Genomic DNA, 21,417 nt, shown 5'->3' with positions numbered 1-21,417 from the left:
TCACCAGCGCCCGAGCAGGACCTCCTGGTCGTCCCGGTTGCGCCAGATCCAGGTGGTGCCGGCCGGCACCTCACCGGTCAGGTAGCCGAGGATCGGCTCCCGCTGGTTGTCGCTTTCGAGCTGCCCGATCAGCTTGAGGGCCTCCGGCAGCGGGAAGAACGCCGCCTCGGCGATCTCGTCGTCCTCCGGCAGGGTCTCGCCCTCCCAGTCGTTGATCTCGAACGCGATCGCCAGTGCCGACGGGTACCGCTCGGAGTCGATGTGCATCACGAACGCGGTGGCGACCGGGTCGCCGACCACCAGGCCGGTCTCCTCCTGCATCTCCCGCCGCAGCGCCTCGTGGAAGACCTCGCCGTCCTGGACGCCGCCGCCGGGGAGCGACCAGAGCATCTCGCCGTTCGCGCCGAGGCTCTCCCGCACCAGCAGGATCTCGTCGCCTCGCCGGACGATGCCGATGACAAGCTGCACGCGAGAAACAGGCGCCCGCGTCGGCGCTTCAGATTCAACAGAGGTCATAAGCAGAGAATCCTACTGGTCCGCCCGGCGGTGACACTCCCCGGGCGTGCACGTCGCCGGCGCCGCCTCGGGCGATGACCGGGGGTGATGCCGCTTCGGGGAAGCACTCCATCGCGGCCCGGCGACAGCTCGTGTACGGTCGACCCTGCCGTGCATGGTTGCCGACCGAGGAGGTGAGTCCGATCAACGCTGTGACAGGTCGGGACTCCCTGCCCCGCATGGTCTAGGGAGCGCCCGCAAAGGCATCCTCGAAAGGCCCGCGTTCCCGATGCACATCCACGAAGAGTTCTTCACCGTCGGTGGCGTTCCCGCTGTCAGGTGGACCCCTGACGACGACACCACCGCCCCTCGGCCGCTGATCCTCCTCGGCCACGGCGGCGGCCAGCACAAGACCGCCCCCGCCATCCTGCACCGCGCCCACCGCTTCGTGACCAGCGGATTCACTGCCGTCTGCGTGGACGTTCCGAACCACGGCGACCGGCCGACCGACGACCGTTACCAGGACATCGCCACCGAGATCCAGGCCCGCGTCGACTCCGGCGACGAGCTGGCCCCGCTGCTCGCCGAATTCCAGGCCCTCGTCGCCGAGCAGACCGTACCGGAGTGGCAGGCCGTCCTGGACCACCTCGGGTCGGAACCCGTCGGCTACTGGGGAGTGTCGCTGGGATGCGGGCTCGGCGTGCCGTTCGTGGCCGCTGAGCCCCGGGTCCGCGCGGCGGTGCTGGGCCTGGGCGGTGCCGCGGCCCCGGCTTCCGCCGCAGCCGCCGCACAGATCACCGTGCCTATCGAGTTCCTGGTCCAGTGGGACGACGAGCGGGTGCCCCGCGAGCAGAGCCTGGCCCTGTTCGACGCGTTCGGCTCGGCCGAGAAGACGTTGCACGCCAACCCGGGCCGCCACGGCGACCGGCTCCCGGAACATGAACTGGACAGCGCGGTCCGGTTCTTCACCCGCCACCTCATGCCGCGCTGACCGGCATCGCATCCGCCGAGCCCCGCTCGATCGACACCAGGGCAGCGTCGGTCGAGCGGGGCTTGGTGGACGACGTCGACGCTGCACCGACCGGCCGACGACGACCTGAGCGGGCACATCGACGGGTCCGGCCGGTCAGAACGGGGCGTCCACCGGGAGTCGACGCACCTGCGTCAGGTAGGGGTCCAGCTCGCCCACCTCGAACCGGCAGGTGCCGATGACGTGCCAGAACTGACCGCCCGGATCACCGTCCAGCTTGTAGCGCCCGTCCGGGCTGACCGCAGCCCAGCCGTCCGGCAGACCGATCAGGGTACTGCGCAGCTGAGGGTGCTCCGGGTCCACGACGTCCCAGAGCCGGACGGTGCCGTCGTCACCGGCGCTGGCGAGCATGCTGCTGTCCGGGCTGAACGCCACCGACCAGACCCGCCGGGTGTGCGCGGCCAGGGTGCCGTGCAGCCGACCGGTGCCCGGATCCCACAGCCGGATGATCAGGTCGTCCCCGGCGGTGGCGAGCAGCGCGCCGTTCGGGCTGAACGCGCAGGACCAGAGCCGGCCGGTGTGCTCGGTGAGCACCGCGCGCCGTTCGCCGGTGAGCGCGTCCCACACCACGGCGGTGCCGTCGTTGCTGGCGCTGGCGAGCAGCGTCCCCTCGGTGTTGAAGCACACCGCGTACACGCGGTCGGTGTGCAGCTCCAACGTGTGTCGACAGGTCGCGGTGGCCGCGTCCCAGAGTCGGACGAGGTGGTCGTCGCAGCCGGTGGCGATGGCCTCGCCGTCCGGGCTGAACGCCACCGCCCGGACCCGGCCCCGGTGCGGGGCGAGGGTGGCGAAGTGCCGGCCGGTACGCCGGTACCACAGACGGACCGTGTCATCGTCGTTGGCGGTGGCCAGCGCGTCGCCGTCCGGGCTGAACGCAGCCGCCCAGACATGGTCGGTCTCCACGTTCAGCTCGCGTTCGTCGACCCCGGTGTCGGCGTTCCACAGGTGCACGCCACCGTCCCCGCTCGGTGCGGCGACCAGCGGCTCACCCGGACAGAACACGGCGGAGAGCAGCCGGTCGGCCGGGCTGGCGAACTGCCGGACCAGCCGCCCGGTGCGTGGCTCCCACAGCCGCACCACACCGTCGTTGCCGCAGGCGGCCAGCACCTCGCCGTCGTCGCGGAAGGACAGCGAGGTGACCCGCCGCCCGTGCCCACGCAGGGTGTGCTGAAGCTGCCCGGTCCGCGTGTCCCAGAGGCGGGTGGTGCCGTCGTTGCTGCTGGTCGCCACCTGGGCCTGGTCCGGCCGCCACACCACGGGCCAGACCGAGCCACGGTGCCGGCTCAGCTCGTGCCGGAGCTGGCCGTCGGCGGTGCTCCAGAGCTGGATCGCGCCGTCGCTGGCGGCCGTGGCGAGCATGGTGCCGTCGGCGTTGAACCGGACGCTGTAGATCGCGCCACGCTGCCGGTCCAGGACCCGGACCGAGCGGCCGGTCTCCACCTCCCACAGCCGCAGCGCGCCATGCGTGTCGCCGGTTGCCATCAGCCCGCCGTCGGGGTGCACGTCGAGGGCGTAGACGTCGGCCTCGTGGCCGCGCGGCTGGCGCAGCAGCTCCCCGTCGGCGGCCCGGCGGATCCACACCCGGCCGTGCTGTCCGACGGCGACAAGCGACCGACCGTCCGGGCTGTGCACCACCCGGTAGACCACCTCCGGCTCCCGCACCTCGAAGGCGAGTTCGCCCGAGGCGATGTCCCAGCCACGGACCGCGCCGGAACTGTCCACGACCACGACCCGCCGCCCGTCGGGGCTGAACGAGGTGCCCCAGATGGGCGCGGCGTGCCCGGGCCATTCCTGGAGCAGCCGGGCGGTCCGGGTGTCGTAGAGCCGGACCACACCGGCCGCGTCGCCCACCACCAGTCGGCCCCGTGCTCCGTCGGTGAGCAGCGGCCACACCCAGCCGGCGAAGACGTCCTCGATCACGTGCCGCACGTCGCCGTGGTCCGCGTCCCACAGTCGTACGCTGAGGTCGGCCGAGCCGGTGACCAGGTGGTGCGAGGCGGCGTCGAATCGGACCGCGTACACCCGGCCCCGGTGGCCCTGCAGGGTCCGCACCGGAAGGCCGGTGGTGGTGTCGCAGATCAGCACCCCGCCGTCGTCGCTGCCCACGGCGAGCACCGTGCCGTCCGGGCTGTACGCCGCCGGTAACGGCAGCCGGCCCACCTCGAAGCCGTACGAGACGCCCACGGCGGACGGGGCCAGGCCCGGTGTCACCGGACGGCCCGGGGCGACCACGGCGCCGCGCAGCTCCGGCGCGCGCAGCAGCGCCGGGTGGGCACTCACGTCGATCAGCGCGGCCCGGTGCCAACTGCTGCCGGCCACCCGCACGTCGCGCAGGTCGGCCCGGAACAGTCGGGCTCCGGCCAGATCGGCCCCGCTCAGGTCGGCCCCGGTGAGGCGAGCCTGGTCCAGGCGGGCGCCGCGCAGCCGGGCGTGGGTCAGCCGGGCCCCGGTCAGGTTGGTGGCGACCAGGCGGGTGTCGGTCAGGTCCGCGCCGGCCAGGTCCGCCTCGGCCAACTCCCGGTGGGACAGGTCCTCACCGCGCAGCACCGCGCCACGTAGGTCGGCCCGGTCCGGCAGCCGCAGCCGGGCGCTGAGCCGCAACGCGTTGGCCCGAACCGTCTCGCCGGCTGCCTCGTCGCCGAGCACCCGCGACGTCCAGGCGGTGCAGCGGGCCGGGTCGGCGAGGTCGCCGAGGAACTCCACGGCCAGCGTCGACAGCGGGCGCGCCGCCAGGGCCGACGGTTCCTCGCCCTCATTGAGCTGGGCGGCGGTCCCGGCGGCGACCAGCCACTCCATCACGGAGGTGTGGATGAAGCCGAACAGGCCGTCGTCGGTGCGGACCAGCAGACTGCCCGCGCCCACCGCGTGCGTCGCCTGCGATCCGGAGAGCTGGGACTCTGCCAGCCCGGCCAACTGCCCGGCGGCCTCGGCCAGCTCGGCCAGGCGCAGGTACGACTCCCCGCTCTCCCAGAGCTGGAAGGCCAACCGGCTCACCGCGCGCCACAGCTCGGGACGGCGCAGGCTGACCGGCGCACCCGGCACGCCCTGGGTACGCCGCTCCTCGAAGTCCAGCCAGGCTTCCAGGATCTCCCGGTAGAGCGCGGCCGCGCTGAACGTGCCGCCCGCACCGGCCACGGCGCTCAGCCGTCCCTCGTCGAGATTGGCGATGAAGCCGAGCATGCGCGGGTTACGAGAGAGCCCGAGCAGGTCCCGCACCCCGCCGAGCAGGTTCATCCGCTCCCGGGCCGCCTGCTCGTCCCCACCGTAGCGGTGCCGCAGGAAGGTCTCGATCTGCGCGGGGGTGAAGTCCTCGACGGCCAGTACCCGCCGGTGCGGCAGCATGCCCACCCGCTCACCGAGGGCGGTGAGCACCTGCGAGTTGGTCTTGAAGTGCTGGGTGCGACTGCTAACGATGATCTTGGCGTTCCTCTCGGCCGCCTGGAGCAGCGTCTCCAGGTGGTCCGCCGCCCGGTCGTAGGTGACCCGGGCGACCAACTCGTCGAAGCCGTCGAAGAGCAGGACGATCCGCCCCTGCCGGAGCATGTAGCGGAACGCCTTCAGGTCGATCACCTGCTCGCCGTGGTTGGCCAGGTGCGCGGCGACCAGCCCGTCGACCGAGTGCGCCTTGTCCAGCGCACGCAGCTCCACCAGGATCGGGATCAGGTCGGGGGCGGCCGTCGGCAGCCGGCGGGCCACCTCGCGCAACGCGAACGTCTTGCCCCGGCCGAAGTCGCCGAGCACCAGCACGAACCGGCCGTCCGGCGCGGCGGCGAACTCGAGCAGCTGGTCCACCACGTCCTCGCGGACCTGCTGGTCGGCGCCGACCAGGTGGCGGTAGCGCTGCGGCACGTACTGGCCGGGCGGGTAGAGCCGGTCGGCCTGCAACCGGGCGGTCTGCGCGGCAACGTACTCACGCAGATCGAGCAGGCCCTGGAACTCGGTCAGGTGCAGCACCCGTACGCCGCGCCGCTGTGCCTCCTCGGCCAGTCCGCGCGGGACCCGGTCGCCGTCGTAGACCAACTCGGACGCGATGTCCGGGTCGGTGGCGTGCACCCGCCGGGCGAAGTGGTCGAGGTCCGTGGCGGTCGGGGTGCCGACGTACGCCCCGACGCGCTGCTGCCGCACCACCCCGTCGGCGCGGTAGGTGACGAACAGGTGCCGCGGCTCGACCGTCACCCGACGCACCAGCACCCGGTCGTGGCGCGCCTCGCAGACCTCGGCCAGCCGGTCGAGCAGTCGGTCCAGCGGCGCCATCGGGAGCGCGGCCGGCGCGTCCCCGACGGCTCTCTCGACGGAGGTGGGCTGCCGCGGGTCGGGAATCTGGGCCGGCCCGACAGCACCGAACGTCGCCTCCGCGCGCGGCCAGCGCACGGCCGTCGACTCGCCCACCTCGCGCCGGTCGTCGCGGCCGAGCACCCAGCGGGTCATCCCGTCGGCGGCGAGCCGGAGCACCTGCGCCCGGCCGTCGCGCGACGCGGTGGCCAGCGGCACCACCGGATCGACCTGGGCACCGGTCGGCACGGCGTCGGAGAGCAGGAGGTTGAGCATCGGCCCGAGCAGGCGGTTGAACGATCCCCGGTCGCGCAGCGTCACCCCGTCCGGGACCGCGACCTCGTCGGCGTACGGGGTGCGCGGGCCGGGAGCGTGCGCCATCGCGCCCAGCCGCAGCCAGCCGGACTGCTGGTAGTGACGCAGCCGCTGGGCGAACCAGGTGGACTGGGCCTCGCCGAGGAAGCCGTAGCGGTCCTCCTCGCGGTGGGTGACGGCGACGGTGGAGTTCAACCCGGCCACCACCACCCGCAGGTCCGGCACCGGGAACAGCGTCCACGGTTGCTCGCTGTCGAAGAGCCGGTCCTCGAGACCCTGGTAGAGGTCGTCGAAGAGCCGCGCGTAGTGCCGCCACTTCGGCCAGTACGGCGGCTGCGGGTCGACGTCGTCCGCCTCGCAGGTGGCGAAGTACGCGCGGCTCGCGGCCATGGTCACGTCGCGCGGGCCGGGCACCACGACCAGGCGGTGCGGCTCCAACCCGAGCAGCACGCGCAGCCCGGTGAGGAAGCTCAGCGCGTCGGAGAACTCCCGGGGGCTGCCGGACTCGGTCAGGTTGCCCGCCACCACCAACAGGTCGGGTCGGGGGACCTCGTCGTTCATCAGCAGGGTCAGATCACCCATCAGGTGTTCCTGGAGCTCTCCGGGGGTGACCGGGGCACCCGGCTCGATCATGCCCCGACCGAACCGCGGGCCGGTCACCTGGAGCACGGTCAGCGCCGTCCGCGCGGTCGGCACCGTCGCCGGGGCGGTGGGGAACGGTGGCGGGTTGATCGGCGTACGGCGGGCCCGGCGCGGCGCGGGCGGGCCGGCGACGGGCGCGGAGAGCACCCCGGCCGGGTCGGCCGGATGGTGCGGGAAGGCGGGTTGCCGGACGGGCTTCGCGCGGCCGTCGAGCGCCTCCCGGATCCGGTCCAGCACCCGGGAACGCGCCTGCACCGGGTCGGTGACCCCGACCAGGTCGACGTACGTGATGGTGGCGAGCAGGCCGTCGATCGGGCAGTCCTCCACCCGGACGGTCACCAGCTTGTTGCCGGTGCCGTCCGGATCGGCGCGCAGCGCCGCCTGCCACTCGAGCTTGCCGTAGGTGGAGTGCAGGTAGCGTTCGGACAGGACAGCCACCACGACCGCGGCCTCCCGGACCCCCCGGTCCATGAAGTCGATGAAGTTGGTGCCGGCCACGAAGTCCCAAGCCTGGAGCATCGTGCGGTAGCCGGCGGCCTCGAACTCCCACGCCAGCCACGTCGCCCAGCGCTCGTCGGCGGGCGAGTAGCTGACGAAGAAGTCGATGGGGCGGTCGGACCGGGTCGGTTGCGCGCCTACAGCCACCCCGCCATTATGACCACTCAGGGTCAACCCGTCGCCACCATGCGCGGTCGGGTCGGTCGCGTCCCGGCGGGCGTCGGTGTGCGAGGATCGTGCCTTGTGGACACCACCGGCCAGCCGCCGTCGGCCGCCCCGGACCGATCCTCCTGGGGTCGGCTGCACGTACTGGACTGGATCGCGATCGGCCTGTTCGCAGGCGGCGTCCTCTGCGTCCTGACCGGCCTCCTCCCCCGCGCGGACGCCGAGGCCACCGTACGCCGGATCCTGCCGATCCTGATCTTCCTCGGCGCCGTGGTGGTGCTGGCCGAGCTGACCGCGGTGGCCGGGGTCTTCGACGCGCTCGCCGCCCGGATGGCGATCACCGCGCGAGGCGACTTCCGCGCGCTGTTCTGGCTCTGCGTCGGGTTCGCCTCGGTGACCACGATCGCGCTGAACCTGGACACCACCGCTGTCCTGCTCACCCCGGTGATGATCGCCCTGGCCCGCAAGCTCGGTGTGCCGCCGGTCCCGCTGGCGATGACCACGGTCTGGCTGGCCAACACGGCGAGCCTGCTGCTGCCCGTGTCCAACCTGACCAACATCCTGGCCAGCGACCGGATCGGGCTGGCCCCGCTGCCGTGGGCGGCCCGGATGTGGTGGCCGCAACTGGTCGCCATCGCGATCACCATGCTGCTGCTCTGGTGGTGGTACTGGCGGCCGGCGCGGGCCGGCGCCGACCCGTTCGTGCCACCGCCGCCACACGTGCCGTCCGACCCCGTGCTCTACCGCACCGCGCTCGTGGCCTGCCTGCTGTTCGTCGCCGGGGTCCTCGCCGAGGTCGAGATCGGAATCGCCGCCGGGGTCGCCGCCGCGATCCTGGTCGCCGGATTCGCGGTCCGCGCCCGGGGCAGCCTGAGACTCCACCTGGTCCCCTGGCGGCTGCTGGTCTTCGTCACCGGGCTGTTCCTGGTGGTGCAGACCATCGGTCGGCACGGGCTGGACACCGTGATGGGTGCGCTGATCGGCGACGACCCCGGGGCCGAGGGCGCGCTGCGGGCCGGCGCCGTCGGCGCCCTCTTCGCCAACGTGGTCAACAACCTGCCCGCGTACGTGGCCGGGGAGGCGGTCATCGCCGTGCACCACCACACCCAACTGTTGGCCCTGCTGGTGGGCACCAACGTCGGCCCGCTCGCCACCCCGTGGGCGTCGCTGGCCACGCTGATCTGGTATGAGCGTTGCCGGGCCGCCGGGGTCGCGGTCCCGCTGGGGCGGTTCGTGGCCACCAGCGCCGTCCTCGCCGCGCTGGCCACCACCGCCAGCGTCGCCGCCCTGCTGGTCACCCCGCCGGGCTGACCGGCCTCACCAACCGACGGTGGTCAAACTGATCGGCGTGAGGTGGCGGACCTTCGGCTCGATCCACTGTGCCGCGGTCACCAGCTTGACCAGCCGGTCGATCGTCTCCGGTGGGCCGGCGACGAAGCTGCGCCGCTCGGCGGGGCCCCCGTACCGGTCGTCGAAGCAGCCACCGTCGAGGGCCCGGACCACCATGCCGGCCTCGGCGGCCAGCAGCATCCCGGCCGGCAGGTCGACCGCCTCCGGACGGTAGCCGACGATGCCGTCGATGTCGCCCCGGGCCAGCATCACCCAGGACAGCAGCGGCGCCCACAGTTGCAGCACCCGCCGCGCGGTGGAGTCGAGCACCACCTTGAGGGCCCGGGCGGTGCTGTCGTCGCGGCGTACCTCGTATCCCTGGGTCCAGGCCAGCACCGGCGCCGGCGGCACCGGCCGGTGCCGCGCGCGCAGCGGCTGCCCGGCGGGGCCGTCGACGTGCACGAAGGCACCCTGACCACGAACGGCCGACCAGGTGCGGCCGGCGACCGGGTCGTGCACCACCCCGAGCACCGGCGAGCCCCGGTCGCAGAGTGCGATCCCGACCACGTACGTGGGTAGCCCGATCGCCACGTTGTTGGTGCCGTCGAGCGGGTCCACCAGCCACGCCCAGGAGTCGTTGGTGGCGTACTCCCCGCCCTCCTCGGCGATCACGCCGTGCTCCGGCCAGCGGGCCCGGATCCGGCCGACGATCAGCCGTTCGGCGGCCAGGTCCAGGTCGGTGACCAGGTCACCGGACGCGTCCTTGGCCCGAGCGCGCAACTCGCCCCGGGTGCCCCGGCGCACCAGCCGCCCGGCGGCCTGCGCGGCCTCCACCGCGAACCGGTGTGCCTCACGCAGGTCCGGCCCGGGTCTGCCCGGCTCCACGTCCATGGTTCCTCCACCCCTCAGCCCCGTGCCACCAGTCGAGCGATCTGCCGCGCCATCCGAGCGGTCTCCGCCGCGTCGCAGCGGTCCCGGCGTATCCGGTGGCGGTGTCCGCCCACGGCGCCGAGGCTCAGGTCGCAGAAGCCGGGCGCGGCCCGGCCGAGCACCACGGTCACCGCCGGCTGCCCCGGGTCCACCTCCGAGGTGTGGAAGCCACCGGCGCGCAGCGCGTACGAGCTGCCCGCGCCGTAGTTCTCCACGGTGACGGTCGCCGCCGTCACCAGCCGGTCGGTGGCCGCCAACTCGTCGACGTCGCCCCGGCTGTGCACCTCGTACACCCGCCAGGCGGGGTCGGTGGGCGCCTCGGTCACCTCGATGAGCTCGTTGCGGACCCGGCCGTGCAGCACGTGGCTGAGCAGGTCCCAGCTGTGCGAGTGCACGGTGGACGTGGTCGGTCGGACGGCCGGCGGCTCGGCCGGCCAGGCGTGCACGCAGATCCCGTCGGCGCCGGTACGGCTCACCGGCAGGCAGGTGAAGCCGAGCGGGTGCCGTACGGCCAGCAACGGCCGCTGCCCCTCGGCGACGTCGTCGAGGACGCCCGACACCCAGTCGCGGAGCAGCTCCGGCCGGGTGCCCCGGTCGATCTCACGTTCGAGGTCGGCGTAGCTCATCATGCGTACGGGTTCCTCGCCTGGATGGCCCGGCTCACGATGTCGGCGACCTCGCGGTCGCCGAAGGACCGGGGCAGTGGCAGCCCGAGCGCGGTGAACAGGCGGCGAACCTGCTCCACGGAGGGCTCGTCGTCGAGCCTGACCTGCCCGGCAGCCTCGATCGGCACCCGCCGGCTCTGTTCACGGCTGTACTGCAACTCGATGTTGTAGCGGTTGTAGTAGAGCTCCCCACGGTCGATCCTCAGTGCCGGGGTCTGCGGATTCTCCTGGGTCACGATGACGCAGCTCGAGGAGAGGTCGTAGCGGAAGGTGGTCATCTGCGCGGAGACCCGGACGTCGATGGTGAGCAGCCCGGAGCGCTGCCGGTGCCAACAGGCGGCCAGCACGGTCGCGTAGGACTCCTTGCGGGTGCGGTCGACGGTCCACCGCTCGCCTGGCTCGTCGGGGGCGAGGCTGCGCCGGAACCGTGCGTACCGCTCGCAGACCTCCTCGTCGGTCGGGTCGATGATCTCGATGGCGAAGTGCAGGGTGGCGTTACGCCGACGAGCGTGCTCCAGGCAGTCGGGCAGGGTGACCGCCCGGGTGTAGGTGCCGGTGCCGCCCTTGAAGTTCCACCGGTCGGTGTGCCGACGGGCCTCGGCCAGGGCTTGCCCGACCTCGCTGCCGTGCAGGACGCGGACCATGGAGATGCTGTCGATCGCCTCCCGGGCCCGGTTCAGCGCCCCCTCCGGACCGGTGATCTCGCCCATCTGCGGCACCAGCTCCGCGAGCCGGTCCCGGGTGTCCCGGATGACCTGCCGCACCTCGCGCTCGGCGGTCTCCCGGCGCAGCCGGTCGCGCAGCAGCGCCTGGGCGAGCAGGCCGAGCACGAGCAGGATGGCGCTGTTCACCACGTCCTGGCTGACGCCGTTGTTGAGCCCGAGGGTCGCGACGGTCAGTGCCAGGAGCAGCCCGATGAACGCGTCGAGATTCCTGACGACCCAGGTGAGGAGGCCGGCCATGACATCTCCCGGTCGACGACGGAGCCCTCATGATAGCCCTATGTCAATGCCTGATCACGCACTGCTCCCGAGTCCCGCGTCCTGCGGTGAAGGTGGTCCGTCCAGCCGCCGGGCGGCGCAGATCAGCGAGCCACCGAGCCCCGGCGCGAGCCGGGCGAGCAGCCGGGAGGTGACCCAGCGTCCGCCGGGCAGCCGCCACCCGACGTGGTTGGACCGCAGCGCCAGCGGCGCGAATCCGGCCCGCCGCAGCACCCGCCGCAGCAGCGACGCGGTGAACGGACGAATGTGCAACCAGAGGTAGGGGTGCAGCGGATCCACCTGGCGGGGTGCGCGGCCGGCGAGGAACGCCAGCCGGTCCTGGACGGTCGCCAGGTTCGGCGTGGTGAGTACCAGCAGCCCACCCGGGGCGAGGACCCGGTGACACTCCCGCAGCAACGCCACCGGGTCGTAGACGTGCTCGATCAACTCACCGGTCAGCAGCCCGGAGAAGCTGCCGGTGCGGAACGGCAGAGCGCAGGTGGCGTCCAGGCAGACCGGCAGCGCCCGACCGGCGGCGGCCCGGCGGGCCGCGCCCAGCGCGGCCTCGGCCATGTCCGCCACCACGAGCGGCACGGGCAGCTCCGCCGGGTCGACCGTGCTGCACGGGCCACAGCCCAACTCGAGTACCGGCTCTCCGCCAGGGATGCCGTCGACCATCAACCGGGCCGCGACCGCCCGGCGGACCCGGTGGTACGGGTCGTCGACGTACCCGTTGACCTGCACACCGTCGTGGTAGCTTCGCCGGTTGGCGCGCCGCCCGTGCGCCTGCGCGCTGCCCGACGGGGCCCCGGTCGGTGGCTCGGCCATCGCACCCTCCGCTGCGGCGCCACCTCCGGCGACGGCGACCACCCCAAGCCTCGCACCACCCGGCGTCGCGTGGCGTGACCGCCGCGACGGTGCCCGCGCCCCCGCCGGCGCGGCAGCGGGGAGCGCAGGGCGGCCGAGGGCGCCGGCAGCGGCACGCCGTTCAGCCGCCACCGCTACCGCAGCGTGGCGGCGAACTCCTCGAACCGGGTCGGAGTCGTGTTGCCCTCGTTGCGGCCTTCGATCGGGCGCAGTCGACCGGCGCTGAGCGCCTGGTTGAACTCGACGAGCAGGGCGGCGAAGTCGGGCGAGAACCCGGCGGTCCCGGTGAGGATCGCCGCCATCTCCTCGTCGGGCAGCTGGACGTACCGGAGGTCCGGGCGGCCGGTCGCCGCACCGATCGCGGTCGCCACCTCTGCGTACGTCAGGTCGCGGGGGCCGATCAGCTCGCGGACCACCACGCCGCTCCAGTTCCGTTCGCGCAGCGCCCCGGCGGCGGCCACCGCGACGTCGGCCGTGGCGATCATCGGCACCTTCGCGTCGGGCGCGACGGAGTCGGCGACGACTCCCTCATGGCGGATCGTCTCCACCGCCGAGTGGAAGCCCTCGAAGAAGGCACCGGGACGCAGGAGCAGCACGTTGACACCGGCCAGCGTCCGCAGTCGCTGCTCCTGCCGGTGCAGACTGGCGATGAATCCGTTACCGCCCGCCAGCTCCGCGCCGATCGAGCTGAGCGCGACCACGTGGCGTACCCCGCTCTTCCGGACCGCCGAGACGATGGCCTCCCCGCGTCGGTCCTGGTCGGCGTGGTAGTCGGGCAGGGTCGGGTCGAACGCGGTGAGCGTGTAGACCGCCTCGGCGCCGGCGAAGGCGCTCGCCAGGTGGTCGGCGTCGCGGGCGTCGCCGACGGCCGTCGCGGCCCCCAGCGCGGCCAACTCGGCGAGCTTCTCCGGCGAGCGGCCGAGCGCCCGGACCTCCTCGCCGGCTTCGAGCAGCAGTTCGGTGACCTTACGACCGGTGTTCCCGGTCGCCCCCATCACGGCGATCATGTCAGTCCCTCTCTCGTCGGCGTGTTGCTGTGCGTCCAGCCTCCACGGGACTTCAGGGACTGGCTATGACTCCCTGTCCGCATTACATGCTCCTTCGTCCAGCCGACCTGGATCGTCAGTGCGTTGCTCCTGGCACACTTGCGGCATGCCCGACGAACGTGCCCCCTGGCCCTCGGCCGCCGACCCGCTCGGCGAGGCGCTGCACTTCCTCGAGCTGCGGGGTGCGTTCTACTGCCGTTCGGAGTTCACCGCCCCGTTCGGGCTCGAGCTTCCGCCGCTCAAGGACCACCTCTGGTTCCACGTCATCACGCGTGGGAGCTGCTGGCTCGACGCGCCAGGGGCGCAGCCGCGACGCCTCACCGGGAGCGAGCTGGCCCTCGTCCCGCACGGCCAGGGCCACCGGCTGCGCAGCGAACCCGACGCGCCGACACCGAGCATCTTCGAGCTGGAGCGCGAACAGCTCGGCGAGCGCTACGAGATCCTCCGCCACGGCGGCGGCGGCGAGCGGATCGACATGGTCTGCGGAGCCGTACGCTCCGACCACCCGGCGGCAGGAAGACTGCTGGCCCTGCTGCCACAGATCCTCGTCCTCGACCCGGCGACGGACCCTGCCCGACTCGACTGGCTCCAGTCCACCCTGCGACTGATGGCGGTCGAGGCCGACGGCCTGCGCCCCGGCGGCGAGACGGTGATCACCCGCCTCTCCGACGTGCTCGTCGTGCAGGCGCTACGCGCGTGGCTGGAGAACGACCCAGCCGCCCGGTCCGGCTGGCTCGGGGCCCTGCGAGACCCACTGATCGGCCGCGCGATCTCCCTCATCCACCGCGAACCCGGCCGGACCTGGACCGTCGCCTCGCTCGCCGAGAAGATCCCGATGTCGCGCTCAGCCTTCGCCGCACGCTTCACCGAACTGGTCGGCGAACCCGCGATGAGCTACGTGACCCGCTGGCGGATGCACCTGGCCGCGACGGCGCTACGCGACGAGGGTGCCACCGTGGCCGAACTCGCCAGCCGCTTCGGCTACCGCTCGGAGGCCGCGTTCGCCCGGGCGTTCAAGCGCGTGGTGGGCTCTCCACCCGGAGCCGCCCGACGGACACTCCCCGCCCCCGGCCAGCAGACGGGAAGTATCTCGACCGCCTACTCGTCGACGAGTGCGGCGACTGGTTGACGTCAGCAGTCGAACCGACGCCCCCTTGACCCCAGCAACCGATGCCGCCGGTTCTGCTCCGAACGGTGCGCCGCCCGCTCCCATGTACGCGCCCACCGCGCCCGGCAGCACGCGCCCTGGCCCTGATCACCGCCCTGACTGCGCCGGCCCGGCTCTGACACTTGGCCAGGCACCACCGACGCCGCACTCCGCCCAGGCCTACTGCGCTTCATATGCAACTGCATAGGATAGGCAACTATGGAGAGGCATGCCGGCACGCCGAGGCCGATCACCCGTTACGGCAACCCGGTGCTGCACCGCCGGGCCGCCCCGGTGACCGTGTTCGACGACGCGCTCGCCACGCTCGTCGACGACATGTTCGCCAGCATGTATGCCGCCCACGGCGTCGGACTGGCCGCCAACCAGATCGGCGTCGACGCCCGGATCTTCGTCGTCGACTGCCCCGACGCCACCGGCGCCCACACCGTCGCCCACGTGATCAACCCGGTACTGCACCTGCCCGAACACCGGGAACTCGTGACCGACGTCGAGGGATGCCTGTCCGTCCCGGGACAACAGGCCGACCTGGCCCGCTCCGCCACCGCCGCCGTCACCGGAGTCGACCTGCACGGCGAGCCGATCCGCCTCGAGGGCACCGGTACCCTCGCCCGCTGCTTCCAGCACGAGGTCGACCACCTCGACGGCCTCGCCTACGTCGACCGGCTCCCCGTCAAGCAACGCAAGCAGATCCTGGCCGCCAGCGCCGAACACCCCGGCGTCGGTGTCGGCGTCCCCGACGGCAACTGAGGATGCCGATCGTCCTCGGCATCGAGACGTCCTGCGACGAGACCGGCGTCGACATCACCGTCGCACCGCCGGCCGGGCCTCGTCATCGCCGTGCCGGTCGGCCTCGCCGCCGCAGGTTTCCTGGACCTTGCCGTGGTCGCGGTTCCGGAATGGCTGACGGCTGCACCGAACCAGAGACCCGCAAGGCGCGAGGGAGACGAGGAGACCTGCGTCTCCCTCGATTCAGATCTGGCCGACCACAGGCAGTTTGGCTCAGGCTGCGGCGCGATCGGTGAGGGGGCGGCGACGCAGTGCGGTGTCGGTCAGTGAACGCGGGGGCAGGGGAGCATTGGGGTTGTACAGGTTGGTTCCGGGCGGCACGATTCCGTCGATCCGGTCGAGGGTCGCATCGTCCAGGGTGAGCGCGGCGCCCTTGAGGAGATCCTCCAGCTGCGGCATGGTCCGCGGTCCGATGATCGCCGAGGTGACGGCCGGGTGGGCCACGGTGAAGGCAATGGCGAGCTGCGGAAGGGTCCAGCCGATGTCTTCCGCGAGTTCGACTAGTTGCTCGACGACGTCGAGCTTGGCGGCGTTCTCCGCGATCGTGGGATCGAACCGTTCCGGCCGGATCGTGGGACGGCCGGTTGACAGGTCGATGGGCTGGTCCTTGCGATACTTGCCGGTGAGGAACCCGAAAGCCAGTGGGCTCCAGACCAGCACACCCATCCCGTAGCGCCGGCAGACGGGCAGGACCGAGGCCTCGATCCCGCGGGCCAGGATCGAATACGGCGGCTGCTCGGTGTGGAAGCGTCCGAGGCCACGACGCTCGGAGGCGTGATGCGCCTCGACGATCTTCTCAGCGGGGAACGTCGAGCAGCCGAAAGCGCGAATCTTCCCCTGCTGCACGAGGTCGCTGAGCACCGAAAGCGTCTCCTCGATGTCGGTCGAGTCGTCGGGCCGGTGGATCTGGTACAGGTCGATCCAGTCGGTGTTCAGGCGCCTGAGGCTGTCCTCGACCGCCCTGAGGATCCAACGCCGCGAGTTGCCGCTGCGATTGCGGCCCTCGCCCATCTGAAAGTGCACCTTGGTGGCCAATACGACGTCATCCCGGCGCCCCTGGAGTGCCTTACCCACAATCTCCTCGGACTCCCCCTGTCCGTACATGTCGGCGGTGTCGACGAAGTTGATCCCCTGGCCGAGGGCGGCGTGGATGATGCGGACGCAATCGTCGTGGTCGGAGTTGCCGCCGCTCTGGAACATCATGGTCCCGAGGCAGTAAGCGCTGACTTCGATACCGGTTCCACCGAGGGTGCGATAGCGCATGGTGACACTTCCCCTGCTATTCAGCCGTGATTGCGGAACGACGGACGCGTCGATCGCACGGGGAACCCTAGGAGCTAGAGTCGGCTCTAGGTCAAGCCACTACCCTGAACGGCATGGCTGAGGTCACCACGCGTCTGAGCATCGGGCAGGTCGCCGAACGCACCGGCTTGAGCGTGCACGCGCTGCGCTTCTACGAGCACGAGGGCCTCTTCGTCAACCCTGTACGACGCGGACCTGGGGGGCGTCGTGTCTACAGTCAGGATGATGTGGACTGGCTCACCGTCTGCATCATCCTGCGCGCCTCCGGCATGCCCCTGCCCGCGCTACGCCGATACGCCGACCTCGTCAGGCGGGGAGCCGGCAATGAGGAAGAACGACTCACGCTCATGCGCGAGCACCAGGCCCACGTCACCGCCCAGATCGGCAGACTCGCCGAGTGCCTGGACCTGATCAGGTTCAAGGTCGGGGTGTATGAGGACCTCCTCGGCCCGGACAGCGCCGGCGACCACGAGTGTCACGCTCCGGTCCCTTCGGCACCAGAAGGCCATCGATCTTGACGGTTCTCGCGTCGCGATCACCGGCGCGGCCCGGGGCACGCCACGGCATCCCGCCCGGTCCACGCCGCCACGTTCCGCCCTGGTCCGCCCTGGTCCGCCCTGGTCCGCCCTGGTCCGCCCTGGTCCGCCCTGGTCCGCCCTGGTCCGCCGAGCCTGACGGGCCGAACACCGCCTATGACAAGGTGTGCCGACAAGCGGACGGAGCATCACGGGCGAGGAGCCGTTCATGCTCGTCTTCGACCTCCTCGACCTCACCCCCTACGGGCGACAGGAGTCCTGGGAGGATTCCCCCGAAGGGTGGCCGCAGGAGCCGACCTACTCCTGGATGCGGCTGCACGACCGTTACGGCGCCGAGGCTGACCCGTGTGCACACCACGCAGCGCCCCCGCACCCCACGGAAGGCGCCCTGCACCCCTGACGCGTCAGGTCTCCGGCCTCGACATCGGCCAGTGGTCCCAGCGCCCGACACAGGATGTCCAGCCGCGCGCCGAGATGGTCAGTTGCGGAGTGCTCGTTGCAGGACGGCGCGAAGGTGCTCCGGGTCGGCGGGCCCGTTGTCGAGGAGGATCGCGGTGCAGAGCCCGTCGGAGGCAGCCACCACTTCCGCGATGGCGACGGGATCGTCGGTGAGGGCGGCGCAGAGTTCGGCGACGTTCTCCCGCCACCGCCGCGCCACGGGCCGCAGGACGGGCCTGCGGGCTGCGAGGGTGGCGAGTTCCCGTTCGGCAAGCGCACGCTCGCGGCCCGCACCGGCGGTCTCGGCGATGAGTTCGGCCAGGCCGGCGAGCTTGTCGCCGGGGCTGTCGATGATCTGGCGGATGCGGGCGGTGTAGGCGTCGGCGACGCTGGTCAGGGCGGCGACGAGCAGGTCGTCGAGGGTGGTGAAGTAGTAGGTGCTCAAGGACGTCGTGATGCCGGCCTGCTTGGCGACGGTGCGGTGGTGGTCACCGTGGGGGTGCCGACGGAGATGTCGTTCCAGTCGACGTTCACGGTCGCCGCCACGGCGGGCAGCGCGAATGGCGCGCCGGAGACGGCCGCACCGAGCTTGACCACGCCGTGCACCGAGCCGGGGCCGGGCTCGGTCTCGGTGTCGGAGATCTTCCCCCCGCCGGAGTTGTCGAGGGCCACCTGCACCAGGCCGGCGAGGGAGCCCGCCGCGCCGAGTTCGCCGGTGTTCGCGCCGGCGGCCGAGTCGAAGGCGAGCTGGCCGTCGCCGTTCGGGTCGGTCATGGTGACCTTGAGGTGGGTACGCGCGGTGAGGGTGCTGCCGGCCGTCAGCGTGACCCCGAGGATGCCGACCGAGGCGGTGGCCTGGTCGAGGTCGGCACGCAGCCGCGCCGCCGCGTCGATGTCGATGCGCGGGGTGTCCCCGTCGCGCACCAGGTAGGTCTCCCCCGCAGCGGTGTGCCGGGCCCGCAGGTGCAGAGTGGCCCAGCCGGTGACGCCGACCGCCTTGTCCAGCGTCACACCGGCCAGGGTGAGGTCCTTGTCGGCCACCTCGCGCTTCGTGGTCAGCAGCACGTCCAGCAGGTGGTCGCCGCCGCTGGCGCTCACCGAGCTGGTCAGCCGGGTGCCGCCGCCGAGGTCGACGTCCCCCTTGGTCAGGCCGCTGGCCAGCGCGTCGGACGCCTTGTCCACGAGCGTGTCGGCGTCGACGAGCGCGCCGGGGCTGACGCCGAGCAGAGGCAGCGGCTGACCGAGCAGCCCCAGCTGGGACAGTCCGCCGTCGGCCCAGGTGGCCGTGCGCGACATCAGGTTCTTGAACGCGCTCTCCCACGCCTCGTCGGCCTGCGCGGGGGCCGCCGTCCACACCAGCCCCAGCGCGGCGGTCACCGCCGTCGCGACCATCATGGCGAGCAGCCGTCGTAGAGCCACCATGAGACACCTCGTTCGTCCGATGGCCGTCACCGACGGCGCTGGTCCGCGCCAGCACATCGATCGCGGAGATTACTCACAACGCCTGTGTCGGCATGGTGACTCTGCGTCAGACCGAACGGTCGACACGATCGGACCGGGTGGGCCGGGGGAACTGTGCAGTGGGCCGTACCGCGCCGGCCGTACCGTGCCCTCCCCGCCGTCCCGGGCGGACCGCCGGACCGACCGGGTGAGCCCGGACTGTGGCGGCTGTCGGCGGCGCTGGCCGCCACGTTTCCGGGCGGGCCCCCCGACTGCCGCGTGGCGCCCGTGGGGGCGTGACGGCGGACGGCAACGCCGCTAGCCTCGGCCTGTGGACCGGTGCGACGAGTGCGGCTTCGACTACGCCGGCGTCTCCGCCGACGAACTGCCGCCGTTCCTGCGCACGCTCGGCGGGCGATACTCAGCCGCCCTCGCCGAGGTGCGGCAGGTGCGCCGGCGACCGGCCGAGGGGGTGTGGTCGCCGCTGGAGTACGCCTGCCACGTCCGCGACGTGCTCGGCGTGCAGGCCGAGCGCCACGCGCTGGCGCTACGCGTCGAGGAGCCGGAGTTCGCCCCGATGGGACGCGACGAGCGCGCCGTGGCGGAGGCGTACAACGAGCAGGATCCCGCGACCGTGCTGGCGGCGCTGGGCGCGGCCGCCGACGACCTGGCCGCCCGGTTCGGCGTGCTCGGTCCTGCGGAACTCGCCCGCACCGGGGTCTACCCGTGGCCGCGACCGCAGGCCCGCACGCTGTTGTGGCTCGGCCGACACACCATCCATGAGGGCGAACACCACCTGCTCGACATCCGCCGCGCCGCGCGGTCGGAGGCATCCCGCTAGGTCACCGGGACTGCGTCGTCGACGCAGTGGTCCGGAGGTCGGCCTGGCGGGCGCCGTCGAACACCGAGCAGATGGTGGGACGACCTGCTCCCGCCAGCCTGGCCAGCTCGCGGTTGCCGACCCGACGTCAGGCGGCCAGGGGGACCGATGATCCGCTCGCCCGACTCCGGCACCACGCGACGTCCTCGGCCGCCACCCCAACAGGACGCCGTGCCTACAGGAAGCGGCCGGTCGGCAGAGGCCCGAGCACGCAGGACTGACGTTTATCAATGTAGGGTTTCATCGATATGACGGGTTGTTGGCGACCCGTCGGGGCAACGCCGCCTCCACCGTACGAAACCGACGATCTCCAGGGAGAGCAGATCATGAACGAGAATCGGGTGGGGCGGCTACGAACGCGATGGCGGCGGGCAGCCCGAGCCGCGGTCGCGGCAGCGGCCGCTGTCGGGATCACCGTGCTGGCCATCGGAGTCACGGCGGGGGCGGCCACGGCGGGCGCCAGTTCTGCCGACCGGGGCACGCCGAACGCCTCGGTCGCCGCCGGGCCGGTGTCCCGGGTCGCCGCGGGCAACCTGCACACCTGCGTGATCCGCACCGATGGCGCACTCTGGTGCTGGGGCAACAACTTCTACGGCCAGCTCGGCGACGGGACCTCCACGGACCGGACCGCTCCGGTCCGGATCGGCGACGCCACCACCTGGGCGCGTATCGACGCCAGCATCAGCACCACCTGTGCGGTACGCACGGAGGGAACGCTGTGGTGCTGGGGCAGCAACAACAACGGGCAGCTCGGCGACGGGACGACCACGAAACGGAGCAGCCCCGTACGGATCGGCGACGGCACCACCTGGGCCAGCGTCAGCACCGCCACCAACCACACCTGCGCCGTCCAGACCACCGGCACCCTGTGGTGCTGGGGCCAGAACCGCCACGGGCAGCTCGGCACCGGCGCGACCCCCTATCAGGCGACCGCCCCGGTGCAGGTCGGCACGGCGACCACCTGGGCGAGCGTCACGACGGGGTACGCGCACACCTGCGCCACCCGCACCGACGGGACCCTGTGGTGCTGGGGCAGCAGTTCGGACGGGCAGCTCGGTCTCGGCATCCGGGACTACCGGGCGACGCCGACGCAGGTGGGCACCGCGACCACGTGGACCGGCGTGACGGCCGGGTACGTGCACACCTGCGCGGTCCGCGCCGACGGGACGCTGTGGTGCTGGGGCGAGAACGGCTACGGCCAGGTGGGCGGCGGCGTCGGCTTCCAGACCACCCCACTCCAGGTCGGCACCGGCACCAGCTGGGCGAGGGTCGAGACGAGCATCGACTCGTCGTGCGCGACGCGCACCGACGGCAGCCTGTGGTGCTGGGGCAACAACGCCTCCGGGCAGCTCGGCGACGGCACCACCACCCACCGGTCGACCCCGACCCGGGTCGGTAGCGCCACCACCTGGACGGACAGCCTCGCCACGTCCTACCACGCCTGCACGATGCGCGCCGACGGCAGCCTGTGGTGCTGGGGCGACAACTCGTTCGGGCAGCTCGGCGACGGCACCACCACCCACCGGTCAACTCCGGCACAGGTGGCCCTGCCGGGCTGACCGCCGCTGGGGGACGAGCGGTGGGGGGGGGGGGCCCGCCCCCCCCCCGCCGCCGCCCCCCCCCCCCCGCGCGC

The 21,417-nt window shown here is 72.4% G+C and carries 18 protein-coding genes and 1 pseudogene; 9 read left to right on the top strand and 10 right to left on the bottom strand.

Going from position 1 to position 21,417, the window contains the following annotated elements; all coding sequences use genetic code 11:
- Complete coding sequence (locus tag ACGFNF_RS24685) at positions 1-468, bottom strand: NUDIX hydrolase (protein ID WP_311411259.1); 468 nt, start codon at positions 466-468, stop codon at positions 1-3.
- A 316-nt stretch (positions 469-784) separates the two neighbouring features.
- On the opposite strand from ACGFNF_RS24685, the gene ACGFNF_RS24680 reads away from it, so the two are divergent.
- The gene (locus ACGFNF_RS24680; protein ID WP_357578398.1) at positions 785-1,486 is read left to right on the top strand and encodes an alpha/beta hydrolase; all 702 of its coding nucleotides are present in this window, start codon (positions 785-787) and stop codon (positions 1,484-1,486) included.
- A gap of 135 nt (positions 1,487-1,621) precedes the next feature.
- On the opposite strand, the gene ACGFNF_RS24675 is transcribed toward ACGFNF_RS24680, so the two are convergent.
- Positions 1,622-7,399 (bottom strand): TIR domain-containing protein, encoded by a 5,778-nt coding sequence (locus ACGFNF_RS24675; protein WP_393170998.1) that lies wholly within the window; start codon positions 7,397-7,399, stop codon positions 1,622-1,624.
- A gap of 96 nt (positions 7,400-7,495) precedes the next feature.
- On the opposite strand from ACGFNF_RS24675, the gene ACGFNF_RS24670 reads away from it, so the two are divergent.
- On the top strand, positions 7,496-8,728 hold the full coding sequence (locus ACGFNF_RS24670; protein ID WP_393170996.1) for an SLC13 family permease: 1,233 nt from the start codon (positions 7,496-7,498) through the stop codon (positions 8,726-8,728).
- A gap of 6 nt (positions 8,729-8,734) precedes the next feature.
- On the opposite strand, the gene ACGFNF_RS24665 is transcribed toward ACGFNF_RS24670, so the two are convergent.
- The 5 genes from ACGFNF_RS24665 to ACGFNF_RS24645 form a co-directional block, all read right to left on the bottom strand.
- Positions 8,735-9,637, bottom strand: a complete 903-nt coding sequence (locus ACGFNF_RS24665; protein WP_393170994.1) for an inositol monophosphatase family protein — start codon at positions 9,635-9,637, stop codon at positions 8,735-8,737.
- A 14-nt stretch (positions 9,638-9,651) separates the two neighbouring features.
- On the bottom strand, positions 9,652-10,302 hold the full coding sequence (locus ACGFNF_RS24660; RefSeq protein WP_393170992.1) for a hypothetical protein: 651 nt from the start codon (positions 10,300-10,302) through the stop codon (positions 9,652-9,654).
- Positions 10,302-11,303: a hypothetical protein gene (locus tag ACGFNF_RS24655; protein ID WP_311411265.1), complete on the bottom strand. Its 1,002-nt coding sequence runs from the start codon at positions 11,301-11,303 to the stop codon at positions 10,302-10,304. Before ACGFNF_RS24655 ends, ACGFNF_RS24660 begins: the two co-directional genes overlap by 1 nt.
- Before the next feature lie 54 nt (positions 11,304-11,357).
- On the bottom strand, positions 11,358-12,149 hold the full coding sequence (locus ACGFNF_RS24650; RefSeq protein ID WP_393170989.1) for a methyltransferase domain-containing protein: 792 nt from the start codon (positions 12,147-12,149) through the stop codon (positions 11,358-11,360).
- A gap of 173 nt (positions 12,150-12,322) precedes the next feature.
- Positions 12,323-13,195 (bottom strand): NAD(P)H-binding protein, encoded by an 873-nt coding sequence (locus ACGFNF_RS24645; RefSeq protein ID WP_393170987.1) that lies wholly within the window; start codon positions 13,193-13,195, stop codon positions 12,323-12,325.
- A gap of 145 nt (positions 13,196-13,340) precedes the next feature.
- Here ACGFNF_RS24645 and ACGFNF_RS24640 point away from each other — a divergent pair, with 145 nt between their 5' ends.
- The 3 genes and pseudogenes from ACGFNF_RS24640 (at position 13,341) to def (ending at position 15,149) form a co-directional block, all read left to right on the top strand.
- Positions 13,341-14,363 (top strand): AraC family transcriptional regulator, encoded by a 1,023-nt coding sequence (locus tag ACGFNF_RS24640; protein WP_393170984.1) that lies wholly within the window; start codon positions 13,341-13,343, stop codon positions 14,361-14,363.
- 33 nt (positions 14,364-14,396) lie between these two features.
- Positions 14,397-14,489, top strand: a pseudogene (locus ACGFNF_RS24635) (CGNR zinc finger domain-containing protein); the annotation flags it as partial.
- Positions 14,490-14,600: 111 nt separating this feature from the next.
- On the top strand, positions 14,601-15,149 hold the full coding sequence (gene def, locus ACGFNF_RS24630) for a peptide deformylase (protein WP_357578402.1): 549 nt from the start codon (positions 14,601-14,603) through the stop codon (positions 15,147-15,149).
- A gap of 252 nt (positions 15,150-15,401) precedes the next feature.
- On the opposite strand, the gene ACGFNF_RS24625 is transcribed toward def, so the two are convergent.
- Complete coding sequence (locus ACGFNF_RS24625) at positions 15,402-16,451, bottom strand: aldo/keto reductase (RefSeq protein WP_393170981.1); 1,050 nt, start codon at positions 16,449-16,451, stop codon at positions 15,402-15,404.
- A gap of 113 nt (positions 16,452-16,564) precedes the next feature.
- Here ACGFNF_RS24625 and ACGFNF_RS24620 point away from each other — a divergent pair, with 113 nt between their 5' ends.
- Both ACGFNF_RS24620 and ACGFNF_RS24615 read left to right on the top strand, forming a co-directional pair.
- A complete protein-coding gene (locus ACGFNF_RS24620) occupies positions 16,565-17,008 on the top strand; it encodes a MerR family transcriptional regulator (protein WP_357578404.1) in 444 nt (147 codons plus the stop codon).
- Positions 17,009-17,192: 184 nt separating this feature from the next.
- On the top strand, positions 17,193-17,426 hold the full coding sequence (locus tag ACGFNF_RS24615; protein ID WP_393170978.1) for a DUF899 family protein: 234 nt from the start codon (positions 17,193-17,195) through the stop codon (positions 17,424-17,426).
- Between the two features lie 78 nt (positions 17,427-17,504).
- Here ACGFNF_RS24615 and ACGFNF_RS24610 read toward each other — a convergent pair whose 3' ends face one another.
- Positions 17,505-17,909 (bottom strand): TetR/AcrR family transcriptional regulator, encoded by a 405-nt coding sequence (locus tag ACGFNF_RS24610; protein WP_393170976.1) that lies wholly within the window; start codon positions 17,907-17,909, stop codon positions 17,505-17,507.
- On the bottom strand, positions 17,906-18,886 hold the full coding sequence (locus ACGFNF_RS24605) for a hypothetical protein (protein ID WP_393170974.1): 981 nt from the start codon (positions 18,884-18,886) through the stop codon (positions 17,906-17,908). Before ACGFNF_RS24605 ends, ACGFNF_RS24610 begins: the two co-directional genes overlap by 4 nt.
- Positions 18,887-19,235: 349 nt before the next feature.
- Between ACGFNF_RS24605 and ACGFNF_RS24600 the strand changes: the two genes are divergently transcribed.
- Together ACGFNF_RS24600 and ACGFNF_RS24595 are read left to right on the top strand one after the other, a co-directional pair.
- Positions 19,236-19,745 (top strand): DinB family protein, encoded by a 510-nt coding sequence (locus ACGFNF_RS24600; protein ID WP_393170972.1) that lies wholly within the window; start codon positions 19,236-19,238, stop codon positions 19,743-19,745.
- A 365-nt stretch (positions 19,746-20,110) separates the two neighbouring features.
- Complete coding sequence (locus ACGFNF_RS24595) at positions 20,111-21,343, top strand: RCC1 domain-containing protein (RefSeq protein ID WP_393170970.1); 1,233 nt, start codon at positions 20,111-20,113, stop codon at positions 21,341-21,343.
- Positions 21,344-21,417 lie beyond the last annotated feature (74 nt).

Origin of the sequence: Micromonospora sp. NPDC048868 (assembly GCF_043198195.1) — a bacterium.
Lineage (GTDB): Bacteria > Actinomycetota > Actinomycetes > Mycobacteriales > Micromonosporaceae > Micromonospora > Micromonospora reichwaldensis.
Note: the sequence above shows the minus strand (reverse complement) of the source record. Positions and strands in the feature narration are given on the sequence as shown.

Excerpts from the sequence above, each read along its gene's own strand:
- ACGFNF_RS24680 (WP_357578398.1), top strand. The coding sequence starts at position 785 with ATGCACATCCACGAAGAGTTCTTCACCGTCGGTGGCGTTCCCGCTGTC.
- ACGFNF_RS24665 (WP_393170994.1), bottom strand. The coding sequence starts at position 9,637 with ATGGACGTGGAGCCGGGCAGACCCGGGCCGGACCTGCGTGAGGCACAC.
- ACGFNF_RS24660 (WP_393170992.1), bottom strand. The coding sequence starts at position 10,302 with ATGAGCTACGCCGACCTCGAACGTGAGATCGACCGGGGCACCCGGCCG.
- ACGFNF_RS24655 (WP_311411265.1), bottom strand. The coding sequence starts at position 11,303 with ATGGCCGGCCTCCTCACCTGGGTCGTCAGGAATCTCGACGCGTTCATC.
- ACGFNF_RS24650 (WP_393170989.1), bottom strand. The coding sequence starts at position 12,149 with ATGGCCGAGCCACCGACCGGGGCCCCGTCGGGCAGCGCGCAGGCGCAC.
- ACGFNF_RS24645 (WP_393170987.1), bottom strand. The coding sequence starts at position 13,195 with ATGATCGCCGTGATGGGGGCGACCGGGAACACCGGTCGTAAGGTCACC.
- ACGFNF_RS24640 (WP_393170984.1), top strand. The coding sequence starts at position 13,341 with ATGCCCGACGAACGTGCCCCCTGGCCCTCGGCCGCCGACCCGCTCGGC.
- def (WP_357578402.1), top strand. The coding sequence starts at position 14,601 with ATGGAGAGGCATGCCGGCACGCCGAGGCCGATCACCCGTTACGGCAAC.
- ACGFNF_RS24625 (WP_393170981.1), bottom strand. The coding sequence starts at position 16,451 with ATGCGCTATCGCACCCTCGGTGGAACCGGTATCGAAGTCAGCGCTTAC.
- ACGFNF_RS24620 (WP_357578404.1), top strand. The coding sequence starts at position 16,565 with ATGGCTGAGGTCACCACGCGTCTGAGCATCGGGCAGGTCGCCGAACGC.
- ACGFNF_RS24605 (WP_393170974.1), bottom strand. The coding sequence starts at position 18,886 with ATGGTGGCTCTACGACGGCTGCTCGCCATGATGGTCGCGACGGCGGTG.
- ACGFNF_RS24595 (WP_393170970.1), top strand. The coding sequence starts at position 20,111 with ATGAACGAGAATCGGGTGGGGCGGCTACGAACGCGATGGCGGCGGGCA.